The sequence below is a fragment of the Streptomyces sp. NPDC026538 genome, from assembly GCF_055567535.1.
The window spans coordinates 596,836-612,376 of sequence record NZ_JBVHQG010000005.1; the positions used below are offsets into that span (position 1 = coordinate 596,836).

General features: G+C 69.7%; 15 protein-coding genes. 7 read left to right on the forward strand and 8 right to left on the reverse strand.

Going from position 1 to position 15,541, the window contains the following annotated elements; all coding sequences use genetic code 11:
* Positions 1-110: 110 nt before the first annotated feature.
* The 4 genes from ACZ4N4_RS23175 to ACZ4N4_RS23190 all read left to right on the forward strand — a co-directional run bounded on the left by ACZ4N4_RS23175 (position 111) and on the right by ACZ4N4_RS23190 (position 4,913).
* Entirely contained in the window at positions 111-1,397 is a 1,287-nt protein-coding gene (locus tag ACZ4N4_RS23175) for an extracellular solute-binding protein (RefSeq protein ID WP_450755043.1), read from the forward strand.
* A gap of 202 nt (positions 1,398-1,599) precedes the next feature.
* Complete coding sequence (locus tag ACZ4N4_RS23180; RefSeq protein ID WP_467591609.1) at positions 1,600-2,586, forward strand: carbohydrate ABC transporter permease; 987 nt, start codon at positions 1,600-1,602, stop codon at positions 2,584-2,586.
* The gene (locus ACZ4N4_RS23185) at positions 2,583-3,419 is read left to right on the forward strand and encodes a carbohydrate ABC transporter permease (RefSeq protein WP_467591611.1); all 837 of its coding nucleotides are present in this window, start codon (positions 2,583-2,585) and stop codon (positions 3,417-3,419) included. The genes ACZ4N4_RS23180 and ACZ4N4_RS23185 overlap by 4 nt, the downstream gene beginning before the upstream one ends.
* A gap of 9 nt (positions 3,420-3,428) precedes the next feature.
* A complete protein-coding gene (locus ACZ4N4_RS23190; RefSeq protein WP_467591614.1) occupies positions 3,429-4,913 on the forward strand; it encodes a glycoside hydrolase family 3 protein in 1,485 nt (494 codons plus the stop codon).
* Positions 4,914-5,046: 133 nt separating this feature from the next.
* Here ACZ4N4_RS23190 and nagB read toward each other — a convergent pair whose 3' ends face one another.
* Entirely contained in the window at positions 5,047-5,832 is a 786-nt protein-coding gene (gene nagB / locus ACZ4N4_RS23195) for a glucosamine-6-phosphate deaminase (protein WP_384480584.1), read from the reverse strand.
* A gap of 574 nt (positions 5,833-6,406) precedes the next feature.
* On the opposite strand from nagB, the gene ACZ4N4_RS23200 reads away from it, so the two are divergent.
* Positions 6,407-7,873 (forward strand): sensor histidine kinase, encoded by a 1,467-nt coding sequence (locus ACZ4N4_RS23200; RefSeq protein ID WP_453570985.1) that lies wholly within the window; start codon positions 6,407-6,409, stop codon positions 7,871-7,873.
* A gap of 206 nt (positions 7,874-8,079) precedes the next feature.
* On the opposite strand, the gene ACZ4N4_RS23205 is transcribed toward ACZ4N4_RS23200, so the two are convergent.
* Entirely contained in the window at positions 8,080-8,337 is a 258-nt protein-coding gene (locus tag ACZ4N4_RS23205) for a WhiB family transcriptional regulator (RefSeq protein ID WP_010353616.1), read from the reverse strand.
* 320 nt (positions 8,338-8,657) lie between these two features.
* Complete coding sequence (locus ACZ4N4_RS23210; protein WP_453570987.1) at positions 8,658-9,626, reverse strand: diacylglycerol/lipid kinase family protein; 969 nt, start codon at positions 9,624-9,626, stop codon at positions 8,658-8,660.
* Between the two features lie 136 nt (positions 9,627-9,762).
* Here ACZ4N4_RS23210 and ACZ4N4_RS23215 point away from each other — a divergent pair, with 136 nt between their 5' ends.
* Complete coding sequence (locus tag ACZ4N4_RS23215; RefSeq protein WP_453570990.1) at positions 9,763-10,203, forward strand: hypothetical protein; 441 nt, start codon at positions 9,763-9,765, stop codon at positions 10,201-10,203.
* Positions 10,204-10,225: 22 nt separating this feature from the next.
* On the opposite strand, the gene ACZ4N4_RS23220 is transcribed toward ACZ4N4_RS23215, so the two are convergent.
* From ACZ4N4_RS23220 to ACZ4N4_RS23230, 3 genes are all read right to left on the reverse strand, one after another.
* Positions 10,226-11,323 carry an RNA polymerase sigma factor SigF gene (locus ACZ4N4_RS23220; protein WP_467591621.1) on the reverse strand — a complete coding sequence of 366 codons (1,098 nt, stop codon included), beginning with the start codon at positions 11,321-11,323 and terminating at the stop codon, positions 10,226-10,228.
* Positions 11,320-11,733 (reverse strand): ATP-binding protein, encoded by a 414-nt coding sequence (locus ACZ4N4_RS23225; RefSeq protein WP_004925829.1) that lies wholly within the window; start codon positions 11,731-11,733, stop codon positions 11,320-11,322. Before ACZ4N4_RS23225 ends, ACZ4N4_RS23220 begins: the two co-directional genes overlap by 4 nt.
* Before the next feature lie 271 nt (positions 11,734-12,004).
* A complete protein-coding gene (locus tag ACZ4N4_RS23230) occupies positions 12,005-12,265 on the reverse strand; it encodes a UBP-type zinc finger domain-containing protein (protein WP_365801712.1) in 261 nt (86 codons plus the stop codon).
* A 61-nt stretch (positions 12,266-12,326) separates the two neighbouring features.
* Here ACZ4N4_RS23230 and ACZ4N4_RS23235 point away from each other — a divergent pair, with 61 nt between their 5' ends.
* A complete protein-coding gene (locus ACZ4N4_RS23235; protein ID WP_467591624.1) occupies positions 12,327-13,922 on the forward strand; it encodes a Na+/H+ antiporter in 1,596 nt (531 codons plus the stop codon).
* Between the two features lie 20 nt (positions 13,923-13,942).
* On the opposite strand, the gene ACZ4N4_RS23240 is transcribed toward ACZ4N4_RS23235, so the two are convergent.
* Both ACZ4N4_RS23240 and ACZ4N4_RS23245 read right to left on the reverse strand, forming a co-directional pair.
* Positions 13,943-14,824: a 1-aminocyclopropane-1-carboxylate deaminase/D-cysteine desulfhydrase gene (locus tag ACZ4N4_RS23240; protein ID WP_467591627.1), complete on the reverse strand. Its 882-nt coding sequence runs from the start codon at positions 14,822-14,824 to the stop codon at positions 13,943-13,945.
* A gap of 33 nt (positions 14,825-14,857) precedes the next feature.
* Positions 14,858-15,448 (reverse strand): N-acetylmuramoyl-L-alanine amidase, encoded by a 591-nt coding sequence (locus ACZ4N4_RS23245; protein ID WP_453571000.1) that lies wholly within the window; start codon positions 15,446-15,448, stop codon positions 14,858-14,860.
* Positions 15,449-15,541 lie beyond the last annotated feature (93 nt).

The following is a 15,541-nucleotide window of genomic DNA, read 5'->3' on the forward strand; positions in this document are numbered from 1 at the left end:
TGGTGGTCTGGGCCAAGCTTCCCGCACTGGTCTACACCATTGGTCCAGGTCCCGGCCCAACGCTCGCGCGGGGAGGCAGGGGGGTATGTGGCATCCCTGAGGAGGGTGGCGTGAAGCGCAAGCTGATAGCCGCGATTGGTATCGCGGGCATGGTCGTCTCCATCGCGGCGTGTGGCAGTGACAAGAAGGACGACAACAAGGCGCAGGGGGCGGACGCCAAGGAGCTGACCGTCTGGCTCACCGTGGACGCCCAGAACAACTGGCCCGACCTGGTGAAGGCCGCCGACGCGGCCGTGCAGAAGAAGCACCCCGGCATCAAGATCAAGCACGAGTACTACGGCTGGCCGGACAAGAACACCAAGCTGGACGCCGTCCTCGCCACGGACAAGGCCCCCGACGTGGTCGAGATGGGCAACACCGAGATGCTCGGCTACATGGTCAAGGGCGCCTTCGCCCCCGTCGACGCCTCCCAGTTCACCAACTCCGGCCAGTGGCTCGACGGCCTCAAGGCCTCGGTGACCTACGACGGCAAGACCTACGGCGTGCCGTACTACGCCGGTGGCCGCGTCGCCAACTGGCGCAAGGACATCGCCGCCTCGGCCGGCGTCAAGACCACCCCGAAGACCTACACCGAGCTGACCGCCGACCTGGACAAGATCCAGAAGAAGGAAGGCGGCAAGTTCAGCGCCTGGTACCAGCCCACCCGCGACTGGTACGCGGCCATGTCCTTCGTCTACGACGCCGGCGGCTCCATCGCCGCGGAGTCCGGCGGCCAGTGGAAGGGCAACCTCTCCTCGCCCGAGTCCATCAAGGGCCTCACCGAGTTCAAGAACGTCATCGACAAGTACATGCACGGTGACAAGACCAAGGACGAGTCCGACCGGTACATCGTCTACGGCCAGGGCAAGTCGTCGATGATCTTCGGCGCCGCGTGGGAGGGTGCCACCGCGGCCGACCCGAAGAACGACAAGACCGGCGGCAAGCTGAAGGACAACCTCGTCAACTTCGTGATGCCCGGCCCGTCCGGCAAGAACATGCCGGTCTTCCTGGGCGGCTCCGACCTCGCCATCCCGGTGAAGTCCAAGGCGCAGGGCGTCGCCGCCGAGTGGATCAACGCGTTCACCGGTCCCTCCGGTCAGAAGGGCCTGATGGCCAAGGGCAACCTGCCCAACAACAAGACCGACCTCGCGACGCTGAAGAACGACCCGGCGACCGCGGTGCCGGCCACCGCGGCCGAGTCCAACTGGTTCGTCCCGATGGCTCCGGGCTGGGGCCAGGTCGAGAAGGCGCAGGTCCTGCAGACCATGCTGCAGAACATCGGCACCGGCAAGCAGACGGTCGAGGCGGCCGCCAAGACCGCGGACGCCGCGATCGACAAGGTCATCAACACCAAGTAGTCGGACACCGGCCGGACCTGCCGACGGGGGGCGGGTCCGGCGGGTGGGTGAGTTCAGAAGGTGCCGCGTCGGGTCGTGGGGCGGCTGCGGGTCCGGTTGGGGCTGGTCGCGCCCGCGCGGCGGCAGCCGCACATGGATACCGCCCCGCGCCCCTTGAGAGGCGCCTCAGCCTGACGTTTCTTGAACTGTTTAGGAGCGCGCGATGAGTGCCGCTGATACGACCACACCTGCCAAGGTGCCGGCGCCGCGGCCGGCGCCACCGTCGGGCACCCCGGTACGACCACGAACCGACCGGAGATCGGGCGGCCCCGCCGTCCCCTGGCTGCTGCTCGCGCCCTGCCTGGCGATTCTCGGGCTGGTGCTCGGCTACCCCTTCTACCGGCTGATCGCCCTCTCCTTCCAGGAGTTCGGGCAGTCCCAGCTGTGGGGGTTCAAGTCGGCCGAGTGGGTCGGGTTCGGGAACTTCTCCGACGTGCTGGGCGACACCGAGTTCTGGCAGGTCGTGCTGCGCACGATCGTCTTCGCGGTCGGCAGCGTGGTCTCCACCATGGTCGTCGGCATGCTCATCGCCCTGCTGCTGCAGCGGGTCTCCGGCTGGGTGAAGACCCTGGTCAACATCGTGCTGGTGGCCAGCTGGGGCATGCCGGTCATCGTCGCCACCACGCTCTTCAAGTGGCTCTTCGACTCCGACTACGGCATCCTCAACGCCCTGCTCAGCAAGGTCCCCGGGGTCGACCTGATCGGCCACAACTGGTTCGCCAGCGGACCCCAGGGACTCGCGGTGATCATGCTCCTGGTGGTCTGGGGAGCGGTGCCCTTCGTGGTCATCACGCTGAGCGCCGGTCTGACCCAGGTCCCGGCGGAGCTGGAGGAGGCCGCCCGCCTCGACGGCGCGGGCGCCTGGGGCGTCTTCCGTTACGTCACGCTCCCCATCCTCAAGCCGATCATCGTGATGCTCACGACCCTGTCGGTCATCTGGGACATGGGCGTCTTCCCGCAGGTCTTCGTGATGCGCGGCGGCCACCCCGAGCCCGAGTTCCAGCTGCTGACCACCTACTCCTACGACCGCGCCTTCGTGGTCAACAACTACGGACAGGGCTCCGCGATCGCCCTGCTCACCGTGCTCCTCCTGCTCGGTGTCGTCGCCGTGTACATGCGCCAGATGCTGAAGATCGGAGAGGTCGAATGAGCACCGCCGCCGCCCGCAGGGGACCCCGCCTGGGCTGGAACCTCCTAGGCCTTCTCGTCTTCGTCGTCGTCGGCTTCCCCGTCTACTGGATGCTGAACACGGCGTTCAAGCCGGCGAAGGACGCCATCGACCCGGACCCCAGCCTGCTGCCCACGGGCCTGACCCTGTCCAACTTCCGCCGCGCGCTGGACATCGCCGACTTCTGGGGCCCGGTGGGCCGCAGCATGATCGTCTCCCTGTCCGTCGTGGCGATCGGCATGGTCGTCGGCCTGCTGGCCGCCCTGGCCATCTCCCGGTTCGCCTTCCGCGGCCGCAAGGTCGTGATCGTCGGCATCCTCGCGGTCCAGATGGTCCCGCTGGTCGCCATGATCATCCCGGTCTTCCTGCTCCTCAACGACCTGGGGCAGTACGACAAGCTCACCGGCCTGATCATCACCTATCTGACCTTCATCCTTCCGTTCACGGTGTGGACCATGCGCGGCTTCATCGTCAACATCCCGAAGGAGCTGGAGGAGGCCGCGATGGTCGACGGCTGCTCCCGCACCGGCGCCTTCATCCGGGTGGTCTTCCCGCTGCTGGCCCCCGGCCTGGTCGCCACCTCGGTCTACGCCTTCATCCAGGCCTGGAACGAGTACATCTACGCCCTGATGCTGCTCAGCCAGGAGCACCAGACGGCGACCGTCTGGCTCGCGAACTTCACCACCAAGCACGGCACCGAATACGCCCCGATGATGGCCGGCTCCACCATGATGGCCGTGCCGATCGTCGTCCTCTTCCTCCTCGTCCAGCGCAAGATGGCCGCGGGCCTGACCGCGGGCGCCGTGAAGGGATAACGCCACCCGATGACGACACTCGCCAGCGGTACGGACACACTCACGCGCGACGCGCTGACGGTCCTCCAGCCCGGCTTCACCGGCACCACCGCCCCCGACTGGCTGCTGCGCCGGCTCGGTGAAGGCCTCGCCGCCGTCGGCCTGTTCGGCCGCAACATCGCCTCGCCCGAACAACTCGCGGCCCTCACCGCCCAGTTGCGCGCCGAACGGGACGACGTCCTGGTGGCGATCGACGAGGAGGGAGGCGACGTCACCCGCCTCGAGGTGCACACCGGCTCCTCCTTCCCCGGCAACCACGCCCTCGGCGCCGTCGACGACGCGGAACTGACCCGGGAGGTCGCCCTCGAACTGGGCCGCCGCCTCGCGGCCTGCGGGGTGAACTTCAACTGGGCCCCGTCCGCCGACGTCAACTCCAACCCGGCCAACCCGGTCATCGGTGTCCGTTCCTTCGGAGCCGACCCGGCCCTGGTCGCCCGCCACACGGCGGCCTATGTCACCGGCCTCCAGTCGGCCGGGGTGGCGGCCTGCACCAAGCACTTCCCGGGCCACGGCGACACCGCCGTCGACTCGCATCTCGCGCTGCCCCGCATCGACGCGACCGCAGACGTCCTGCACGCCCGTGAGCTGGCCCCCTTCCGCGCCGCCATCGCAGCCGGCACCCGCGCCGTGATGAGCGCGCACATCCTGGTCCCGGCCCTGGACCCGGACCGGCCGGCCACGCTCTCCCGCACGATCCTCACCGACCTCCTGCGCGGCGAACTCGGCTACGAGGGCCTGATCGTCACCGACGGCATGGAGATGCAGGCCATCTCCGCGACGTACGGCATCGAACACGGCAGCGTCCTGGCCATCGCCGCCGGCGCCGACGCGATCTGCGTGGGCGGCGGTCTCGCGGACGAGGAGACGGTACGACGTCTGCGCGACGCCCTGGTCGCGGCGGTCCGCTCCGGGGAACTCCCCGAGGAGCGCCTGGCCGAGGCGGCGGACCGGGTACGGTCACTGGCCCGCTGGACGGCGACGACGGAGCGGGCCCACCCGGACCCCACGGCCACCGACATCGGCCTGGTCGCGGCCCGCCGAGCACTCGATGTGACGCGCGTCGACCCCTGCCCGCCCCTGACCTCGGCCCCCTTCGTGGCCGTGTTCACCCCGGTGTCCAACATCGCGGTGGGCACGGAGACCCCCTGGGGCGTGGCGGCGGAACTCTCCCGCCGGCTGCCCGGCACGGAGACGGCCGACTTCACGGGTGACCACGCCGGCGAGGAGGCCCTGTCGGCGGCCGGGGACCGCAGGATCGTGGCAGTGCTCCGAGACGAACACCGCCACCCCTGGATGACCGCGGCCCTGGACGTACTCCTCAAGTCCCGCCCCGACACGATCGTGGTCGAGATGGGCGTCCCCCAGGCCCCCGCCAGAGGCGCCCTGCACATCGCGACCCATGGCGCGGCACAGGTCTGCGGCACAGCGGCGGCGGAGGTCATGGCCCCCCGCTAGCGGGAGCGCCCCGTCCGCTGTAACGCCCCGTCAGGGGGGCGGGGCTGTGTCGATATGCGGCTCCGCCGCGTGGGCGCGGGCAACCCGCCACGACGGTCGGCCCGCAGCGCACCGCACCCGGCGGACGGATCCGCTAAATCCCCTGCCAAGCGGGCTTGTTGACAAAGGTGTACCGGAAGTAGTCGGCAAGCTTCAGCTTCGACGCGGCACCCTCGTCCACCACCACCGTCGCATGCGGATGCAACTGCAGCGCCGACGCGGGACACACCGCGGCGACCGGCCCCTCCACGGTCGCCGCGACCGCGTCGGCCTTGCCCTCACCCGTCGCGAGCAGCACCAGATGGCGCGCCTCCAGGATCGTCCCGATCCCCTGGGTGATCACATGGTGCGGCACCTGCGAGATGTCGCCGTCGAAGAACCGCGCGTTGTCGACCCGGGTCTGCTCGGTGAGCGTCTTGATCCGCGTCCGCGAGGCCAGCGACGAGCACGGCTCGTTGAAACCGATGTGCCCGTCCGTCCCGATCCCGAGCAACTGCAGATCCACGCCGCCTGCCTGCGCCAGTGCCCCGTCGTACGCCTCACAGGCGGCCTGCACGTCCTCGGCCGCGCCGTCGGGGCCGAGGAACGCGTCCATCCCGATCCCGAGCGGCTCCAGCACCTCGCGCCGCAGCACCGACCGGTACGACTCCGGATGCTCGGCCGGCAGCCCCACGTACTCGTCGAGCTGGGCTATCCGCGCCCGCGAGGTGTCCACGGCACCGGACCGCACCTTGGCGGTGAGCGCCTGGTAGATGGGCAGCGGGGTCGAGCCGGTGGCGACCCCGAGCAGCGCGTCCGGCTTGCGGCGGAGCAGCTGGGCCATGGCCTCGGCGATCAGCTCGCCACCCGCGGCGGCGTCCGGAACGATGACAACTTCCACGCTGGGCCTGCCGTTCTGTCTATGTGGTTTAGACCAATCCGATGGGACCAATCTAACAGAACCAGCCCCCCTCACCCCGGGAGCGGGTGCAGGAAAAGGGGACAAGTGCGAGGTTACGTGAATACGTCAGAACGGGTGAATCAAGGAAAAATCCCGCCCGCCTGCCGGGGTGTCGGAAATTGCCGCTCCGCTTCGGGCCCCACAGCCGCCTCCGGCGGGCTACGCTGCGTTCGCGTCGGCTGTCAACAGTCTCCAACGCATGGACACACACCGTGGTCTAGTCCACAATTGCGTACGAGGACTGAAGGAGTACGGCGGGACCGTACGACACAGTCATCACACTCTTCCGTCTTCCCCGCACAGGAGGACGGACCGAGGAACCGGAGCTCTCTGCCCTGACTGCCCCGGGTCCTCGCCTTCGGCCGATCGGGACCGCACACCCCGTGGCCGTTGCTGCTCCGGGCTGCGGTGCCGGGAGGGTTGAGGGTCCCTCCCAGGCGCCGCGGCCCGCGGGTGCTTCCGGCCGCTTTTAGGCCATGAACAGACCCGCGGGTACGCTCGCAGAGTGCCCTCCATGAACGAACTGGTCCGCCAGCACACCGCCCTCGACGACTCCGACCTCGAGTGGCTCCATCTGCTGGTCTCGGAGTGGCAGCTGCTCTCCGACCTCTCCTTCGCCGACCTGGTCCTGTGGGTTCCCACCGAGGACGGCACCCGCTATGTCTCGGTGGCGCAGATGCGCCCCAACACCGGCCCCACCTCCTACCAGGACGACATGGTCGGCCATCTGGTCCCGCGGGGCCGCCGTCCCATGCTGGACATCGCCCTGGACGAGGGCCGGATCGTCCGCGAGGGCGACCCGGAGTGGCGGGAGGAGGTCCCCGTACGGGTCGAGTCCATCCCGGTACGGCGTGAGGGCCGGGTTCTCGGGGTCATCGCCCGCAACACCAACCTGCTGACCGTGCGCACCCCGAGCCGGCTCGAGCTCACCTACCTCCAGAGTGCTTCCGATCTGGCGCAGATGATCGCTGCCGGATCGTTTCCCTTCCCGAACCAGCAGGTCGACATGGACGCCTCGCCGCGTGTCGGCGACGGTCTGATCCGGCTGGACGCGGACGGCATCGTCCAGTACGCCTCCCCGAACGCCCTCTCCGCCTACCATCGCCTCGGCCTCGCCTCCGACCTGCTCGGTCACCACCTGGGCCGGACCACGGCCGAACTCGCCCCCACCCGGGGGCCGGTGGACGAGGCGCTCGCCAAGGTCGCCAGCGGCTGGGCGCCGCGCGAGTTCGAGATCGAGTCCAGCGACGGCGCGATCCAGTTCCGGGCGATCCCGCTCAAGCCCAAGGGCACCCGCATCGGTTCCCTGGTGCTGCTCCGGGACGTCACCGAACTCCGGCGCCGTGAGCGCGAGTTGATCACCAAGGACGCGACCATCCGGGAGATCCACCACCGGGTGAAGAACAACCTCCAGACGGTCGCCGCGCTGTTGCGCCTGCAGGCCCGCCGGATCGAGTCCGAGCGCGGCCGGGAGGCCCTGGAGGAGGCCGTCCGACGGGTCGGCTCGATCGCGATCGTGCATGAGACGCTTTCCCAGAACCTGGACGAGCGCGTGGAGTTCGACGAGATCGCCGACCGGGTGCTGGCGATGGTCGCCGAGATCTCGCCGGGCAAGGTCACCGGCCGGCGCACCGGACGCTTCGGAATACTCGACGCCGAGGTGGCGACCCCGCTGTCGATGGTCCTCACCGAGATCCTGCAGAACGCCCTCGAACACGGCTTCCGCGAGGGCGAGACCGGCACCGTCGAGGTCACGGCGGTCCGCGGCGGCACCACCAAGGAGTCCCGGCTCCTCGTCACCGTCCAGGACGACGGCGTCGGTCTGCCCGAGGGCTTCGACCCGCACCGCTCCGGCAACCTCGGTCTGCAGATCGTACGGACGCTGGTGGAGGGCGAGTTGGGCGGTACGTTCGACATGGTGCCGGCGCCGGAGCGGGGGACCCGGGTGATCCTCGACGTTCCGGTGCAGCCGCAGAAGTAGCCCGAACGGGGGGCACTTCGGGCGCCGGGGCGCAGCGCCGGGGACCCTGCGCACAGCAAAGAGCCCCGGACCTGGTGGGTCCGGGGCTTATTACTCGTTGCTGCTGTTAAGCGCATCGGGGGTACTGCGCGCTGCGGCTCGGGGGCGGGAGATGCGTACTCGCTGTACGCGCCGCCAAGCTCAGGCTGTCACCAGGGGTGGGACCGTCAGGCGGTGGCCTGACGGGCTCGGTTGCGGGCGGCACGGCGCTTCATCGCGCGACGCTCGTCCTCGCTGAGGCCACCCCAGACGCCGGAGTCCTGACCGGACTCAAGCGCCCACTGCAGGCACTGGTCCATAACAGGGCAGCGACGGCAGACGGCCTTGGCTTCCTCGATCTGCAGCAGCGCAGGACCGGTGTTGCCGATGGGGAAGAAGAGCTCGGGGTCTTCCTCGCGGCAAACGGCGTTGTGACGCCAGTCCATGGCTGCTACCTCTCCTTGGTATTACATGCACGTTGCTTGTGAATGTGAACGCTTTCACGAATCCCTCAACAAGTGAAGGGCCGACCGCCAGGTTCCCTGGCAGGGGTCCTGTGAGTTGAAGTGGGATTCCGGTGATCAGTGGAGGCCGGTCTTGCGGGCCGTCCCGATCGCCACGTAGAGCCTCGCAAACCTCAGCGACGGATACAACCCCTTCCGGAAAGTTTTTTTTGATTCCTCGGTGTCGACTGGGTCACAGCCGTACTTCCATGGGGTGGATCCTGGCCTAAACGTTCGAGTGAAAGGACTTTGGCCCGTTCCGCTCACACAATCACACGCAGTGCGCGGCGTACGCCTGTGAACGTCACGCTCGTACGCAGTCCTAGGTGGTCGCCGTCCATCTGAAGGGGGAGGGGGACCTTCGAATGCAAGGTGAACTGGTCCAGGTCGTGCAGGGACACGGCGTGCTTGCCATGGGGTCCGCGCTCGGGGGACGAAGTGAGCAACTGGGTGCCATACCGGGCAACCGCGGCGGTCGACAGGCGGCTGAGACCGAGTACGTCGATGCCTTTATCGAACGAGGCCTTAGGCGACGTGTACATCGGGCGATTGCCGAGATACGTCCAGGGCGAGGTGTTCGAGACTATCGCCACCACGAGATCCGTGATCGGGTCGGCGCCGGGCTGTTCGAGGGTGATCGTGCCGTGCCGGCGGTGCTGTTCACCGAAGAACTGCCGCACGACCTGTCGTACATACAGAGCGTGCGTCGATTTCTTGCCGAGCTCGCGCTGCTGCTCGACCCGGCCGACCACGCCGGCGTCGAAGCCGAGCCCGGCGTTGAAGGTGAACCAGCGGGCCGGGGCCGCCTCGTCCGCGGTGCCGGGGGTGCCGGCCGTCAGTCCGAGGCCGACGACCCGCTCCTGTTTCTCACGCAGTGCGTCGAGGAGGGCGCCGGTGGCCTCGACCGGGTCGTTGGGCAGGCCGAGAGCGCGTGCGAAGACGTTGGTGGAGCCGCCGGGGACCACGGCGAGTCCGGGCAGCCGGTCCGGGTCGGGGCCGGCGTGCAGGAGACCGTTGACCACCTCGTTGACCGTACCGTCGCCGCCGAGGGCCACGACCAGGTCGATGTCTTCGCTCTCCGCCGCCTGTCGGCCGAGGTCACGGGCGTGGCCGCGGTACTCGGTGGTGACGGCCTCCAGTTCGACCTCGCTCGCGAGCGCGTGGATCAGGACATCGCGCCTACGTGCGCTTGTGGTGGTTGCCGCCGGATTGACCACGAGAAGTGCACGCATGGATTGCAGCGTACCTACTGGGAAGTACCGGGCCCAGGCCGTGTTAGGGATCCGGTAAGAGAAAGAGGCGTGAGTCTGAACACGTGGCCTCGCGGGGGCGGCGCCGACGTTTTCGGGCGAGGGCTACCCTTCTGGCGTGAGCAATGCGCCTACGGCTGAGAAGGCCGACGTAACCGACGGACCCCGTCCGCGACGGCTGACGTATGCGGCCGCGCTGAGCGGAGTGGAAGGGCTCGCGCTGGCGGTCGGCGGGGTCTGGATGCTCGTCCTCGGACTCACCGGGTCTCCGGACGACCGGGGGCAGGCGGTCACCGGGGGCATCACGGTGATCGTGCTGGCGCTGCTGCCGTTGCTGGCGGCGCGGGGGCTGCTGCTGCGGAAGAGCTGGAGCCGGGGGCCCGCGGTGATCACGCAGATCATGGCGCTGCCGGTGGCCTACAACCTGCTGCAGGCCGACAGCGCGGCCATCCCGGCGGGGATCGCGTTGGCCGTGGTGGCCATCGCTTCGCTGGTTCTGCTGGTGAACTCGGCTACCACCCAGGCCCTTGGGATCAAGGGACCGGGGCGTAGCGGCTGATCTCCGGCCTCGACGGAAAGACCTACTCCTCGACCAGCAGCTTCTCCCGGAGCTGGGCCAGCGTACGGGCCAGCAGCCGGGAGACGTGCATCTGGCTGATGCCGACCTCCTGGGCGATCTGGGACTGCGTCATGTTGCCGAAGAAGCGGAGGAGAAGGATCCGCTTCTCGCGGGGCGGCAGGTCCTCCAGCAACGGCTTGAGAGACTCGCGGTACTCGACACCCTCCAGGGCCTCGTCCTCCGCGCCGAGCGTGTCGGCGACCGCCGGGGACTCGTCGTCGGTGTCGGGGACGTCCAGGGACAGCGTGGAGTACGCGTTGGCCGACTCCAGGCCCTCCAGGACCTCCTCCTCCGAGATCGCGAGCTTCTCGGCCAGCTCGTGGACCGTGGGGGAGCGGCCGTGCTGCTGGGACAGCTCCGCCGTGGCGGTCGTGAGCGCGAGACGCAGCTCCTGGAGGCGGCGCGGAACGCGGACCGCCCAGCCCTTGTCACGGAAGTGCCGCTTGATCTCGCCGACCACGGTCGGGGTGGCGTACGTGGAGAACTCCACGCCCCGCTCCGGATCGAACCGGTCGACCGACTTGATCAGGCCGATGGTGGCGACCTGGGTGAGGTCGTCCAGTGGCTCGCCACGGTTGCGGAACCGGCGTGCGAGGTGCTCCACGAGCGGCAGGTGCATCCGGACCAGCTTGTTGCGCAGCTCCGCGTACTCGGCGCTGCCGTCCTTCAGCTTGCGCAGCTCGATGAACATGGCGCGGGCTCCGCTGCGGTCCTGAGGTTGTACGTGCTGGGTCGCCTGCACAACCTCCGCGGCCAGCGCCTCGTCCTCGGCGTATCGCTCGTGCTCGCTCATCGTCCCGCCCGTCGCCCTTCCACGAGCCTTCGCCCCGGCTCGGTTCGGGGCCGCGACCCCGTTCCGCCCGTCCGGAGGCGCGCTCTGCGCGGCACCGTCCAGCCCGACCGGCGCGGAGGGTTCCTCCGGGTGCGGCCTGGCCTGTTCCGGGATGCCGTCGATGCCGTCAGCCATGCGGCGGGAGCCGGCCTCGGGGTCCTCGCCCCCGGCCGACAGCTCCCGTGTGCCGCGCTCTTCGTCCCGCACCGGCCCGTCCCCGTTCCTCACGCCGGCCCGGGTCCCGCGCCGCGCTGTTTGTAGAGGCTGATCGACACGGTCTTGTCCTCGTCGACGGCCGACGAGACCTTGCCCGCCAGGGCCGAGAGCACGGTCCAGGCGAAGGTGTCGCGCGAAGGGGCGTGGCCGTCCGTGGTCGGGGCGGAGACCGTGACCTCCAGCGAGTCGTCGACGAGGCGGAAGACACAGCTGAGCACCGAGCCGGGAACGGCCTGCTGGAGCAGGATCGCGCAGGCCTCGTCCACCGCGATGCGCAGGTCCTCGATCTCGTCCAGGGTGAAGTCCAAGCGGGCGGCGAGACCGGCCGTGGCCGTCCGCAGCACCGACAGGTAGGCACCCGCAGCCGGCAGCCGGACTTCCACGAAGTCCTGGGTCGCGGGCTCGCCTGCGATCTGGGACACCCTCACCTCCATGGTGGTACAAGCTTTTCGGGGCCGAGGGTCGCCCCCCGGGGTAACGCACTACGTGGTTCAGCGGTGACGCTACCGCGCTCCGAACTTTTCCGTCCCGGGACCCCAACCCCCTGGCGTCACTCACAGTAAACCTGTGGATACGCTCCGTGTCTAGGGGTCCGGCTTGCCCAATTGGGAAGAGCGCGCGCCGGGTTGACGTACCCCGGCGTCGAACCGTCGAACCGTCACCACGGCCGCCTTCGGCGGCCCTAGTGCAGTGTCACACGAGGACGTGGTCGACGAAGCACCAGCGCCAGTCCTCGCCCGGCTCGAAGGTCCGCATCACGGGGTGACCGGACGTCTCGTGGTGTCCCGTCGCATGTCTTCCCGGTGACGAGTCGCAGCAGGCGACATGGCCACAGGTCAGACAGAGCCGCAGCTGGACGGGGTGCCAGCCCCGCGAGAGACACTCTGGGCAGGTCTCGTTCAGCGGTTCGGGTTCCGGGTGCGGCAGCGCGCCGGCGTGCGTGCACTGTTTCATGATTGCCAGATTACGACGGGTGTGCGGGTGGCCGCGCGAAAAATGAGGGCGGGCGAGGATCTTGGACGTGTTGCCACTGCTGTTGCTGGTCGCGGGAAGCGCGGCGATCGCGGGTGCGGCGCGTCGCACCCCGGTGCCGGCGCCCCTGCTGCTGGTCGCCGTCGGACTGGCGGTCTCGTACATTCCCGGAGTCCCCGGCTACACGCTCGACCCGGACATCGTGCTGCCGCTGGTGCTGCCCCCGCTCCTGTACAAGGAGGGCACCGAGAGCTCGTACCTGGACCTGCGGGCCAACATGCGGCCCGTGGCGCTGCTGTCGGTCGGGTACGTGCTCTTCGCGACCTTCGTCGTCGGCTGGGCCGCCTACGCGATCGTGCCCGGGCTGCCGCTGCCGGCGGCGCTGGCGCTGGGCGCGGTGCTGGCGCCCACGGACGCCGTCGCGGCCGCCGCGATCGCCCGCCGGGTGGGGCTGCCGTCCCGGCTCACCACGGTCCTGCAGGGCGAGTCCCTGCTGAACGACGCCACCGCGATCACCGCCTTCCGGGTCGCCGTCGCGGCCGCCATCGGCGAGGGCGCCTCCTGGATGCACGGGGTCGGCGAGTTCCTGGTGGCCGCGATCGGCGGCGTGCTGGTCGGCCTGGCGCTGATGGTGCCGATCCACTGGCTGCGCACCCATCTCCAGGAGCCCCTGCTCCAGAACACGCTGTCGCTGCTGATCCCGTTCGTCGCCTATGGCATCGCCGAGCAGTTTCACGCCTCCGGTGTGCTGGCGGTCGTGGTGGTCGCCCTCTATCTCGGCCACCGCGCCTGGGAGGTCGACTTCGCCACCCGTCTCCAGGAGGACGCGGTGTGGCGGATGGTCGCGTTCCTGCTGGAGTCGGCGGTCTTCGCGCTGATCGGACTGCAACTGCCGGTCGTCCTGAAGGGCCTCGGCGCGTACCGGGGCATCGACGCCGCCTGGTACGCGATCGCCCTCTTCCTCGTCGTGGTCGCGGCCAGGTTCGTGTGGATCTACCCGGCGACCTTCCTGCCGCGCATGCTGTCCCGGCGGATCCGCGAACGGGAGGAGAACCCCACCTGGAGAACGCCCGCCGTCGAGTCCTGGGCCGGCATGCGCGGGGTCGTCTCGCTGGCCGTCGCGTTCTCGATCCCGCTCACCGTGCACGACGGCGGCCCCTTCCCGCAGCGCAACCTGATCCTGTTCCTGACCTTCACGACCGTCATCGGCACCCTGGTGGTGCAGGGCCTCAGCCTGGCCCCGCTGATCCGCCTGATGAAGTTCCCGCCCCGGGACGTGCAGGCCGAGACCCTCGCCGAGGCCAACGCCCAGGCGCAGGCGTCCCGCGCGGCCGAGAACCGTCTCGACGAACTTCTCTCCGACGAACGCAACGAACTGCCACCGCCGCTCGCCGACCGCCTGCGCTCGGTCCTGGAACGCCGCCGCAACGCCGTCTGGGAGCGCCTCGGCCAGACCAACCCCGTCACCGGCGAGTCGGTCGACGACACCTACCGCCGGCTGTCCCGCGACATGATCAGCGCCGAACGCGAGGTCTTCGTGCGCCTCCGCGACCACCGCTACATCGACGACGAGATGCTCCGCACGCTGCTACGACGTCTGGACCTGGAGGAGGCGGCGGCATACCGGGAGGCCGCCTGAGTCCGCGGCGCAAGCGCTGGTCAGGCGGTGATCACCGCCGCCACCCGGGTCCCGCGCCGCAACGCGCCCTCCGCGGCCAGCTCGACAAGCCCATACAGCAATTTGGCGACATACAACCGCTCCACCGCCAGCCCGTGCCGGTCCTCGAAGTCCCTGGCGAAGTCGTCGAGTTCGGGCGTCGTCCGGGCGTACCCGCCGAAGTGGAACCGCTCGTCGAGCGACCAGTCCCCCCGCCGGCCCCCGAACGCCTCCCGCTGGAGCCGCTCCGTCTCCGCGGCCAGGAACCCGCCCCGCAGCACCGGCACCCCCAGCGCGCGCTGCCCCGCGCCCAGCCCGGCGGCGAGCCCGGCCAGCGTGCCGCCGGTTCCGCACGCGATCGCCACCACGTCGGCCCGTCCGCGCAGCTCCTCGCCCAGGGCCCGGCATCCGCGTACGGCGGCCGCGTTGCTGCCGCCCTCCGGCACGGCGTACGCGTCCGCGGCTCCCGTCGCCCGCGCCAGAGCGGCGAGCACCTCAGGGTCGGTCTTGCGTCGGTACGTCGACCTGTCGACGAAGTGCAGACGCATGCCGTCGGCCGCGCACCGCGCCAGCGAGGGGTTCAGCGGCCGGGCCGCCAGTTCCTCGCCCCGGACCACGCCCACCGTCGGAAAGCCGAGCAGGCGCCCCGCCGCGGCCGTCGCCCGCAGATGGTTGGAGTACGCCCCGCCGAAGGTGAGCACGGGGCGTCCGGCCGCCGCCTCGATGTTCGGGACCAGCTTGCGCCACTTGTTGCCGATCAGCTCCGGGTGGATCAGGTCGTCCCGCTTGAGGAGGAGCCGGACGCCGTGGCGGGCGAACCGGTCGTCGGCCACCTCCTCAAGCGGGGACGGGAGCCGGGGGGTGAGTATGTCGGCGCTGGTCACGCCGTCATTCTCGCCCGGAGCGTGCACAAGGGCTCACTTCAGACGGTCCCGGACGCGCTCGCGCAGCCAGGTCATCGTGAAACCGCGGGGGTCCACCTTCCCCGGCTGCCACTCCGCGTGCCCGATCACGGACCGCTCGGACCAGCCGTGCCGCCGGCACACCGCCGCGGCCACCTTCTCGACCGCCTCCAGCTGGGCCTCGGGCCAGGGGTCCGCGCCGTCGCCCAGGTTCTCGCACTCGAAGCCGTAGAAGTGCCGGTTGCCGTCGGTGTTCGCCTCGTTGTCCGGGGGCAGGGCCTTCTCGGCGATCACGGCGCGCAGGACGTCGTCGTCACCCAGTCCCGCGTGGTTGGCACGGCCGTGGCCGACGAGGTGGACCGTGCCGTCCTTGGTGATCACGCCGTGGCAGAGCGGGCCGGGCAGGTCGGGGCGGCCGTCGTAGCAGATCCGGACCGTGGGTCCGGTGCCGTGGGTCACGGTGTGGTGGATCATCACCCCGTGCACCGGGCCCCAGGGCCCCTTGTGGTTCCGGTTGTGTTCTCGCCAGTCGCCGACCTCGACGACCGTGACGCCCTCGCTCCGCAACGCGTCGAGGAGAGCGTCCGCGGACATGGGTGGGGCCATGACCGCCTCCTTAGCTTTTGTGCTGGCTTGTCCCGAACCTTCTACAGAAGTCGGCTGTCCCGGACCAGCCCCTGCGGAGGTGTTCGGATCGTG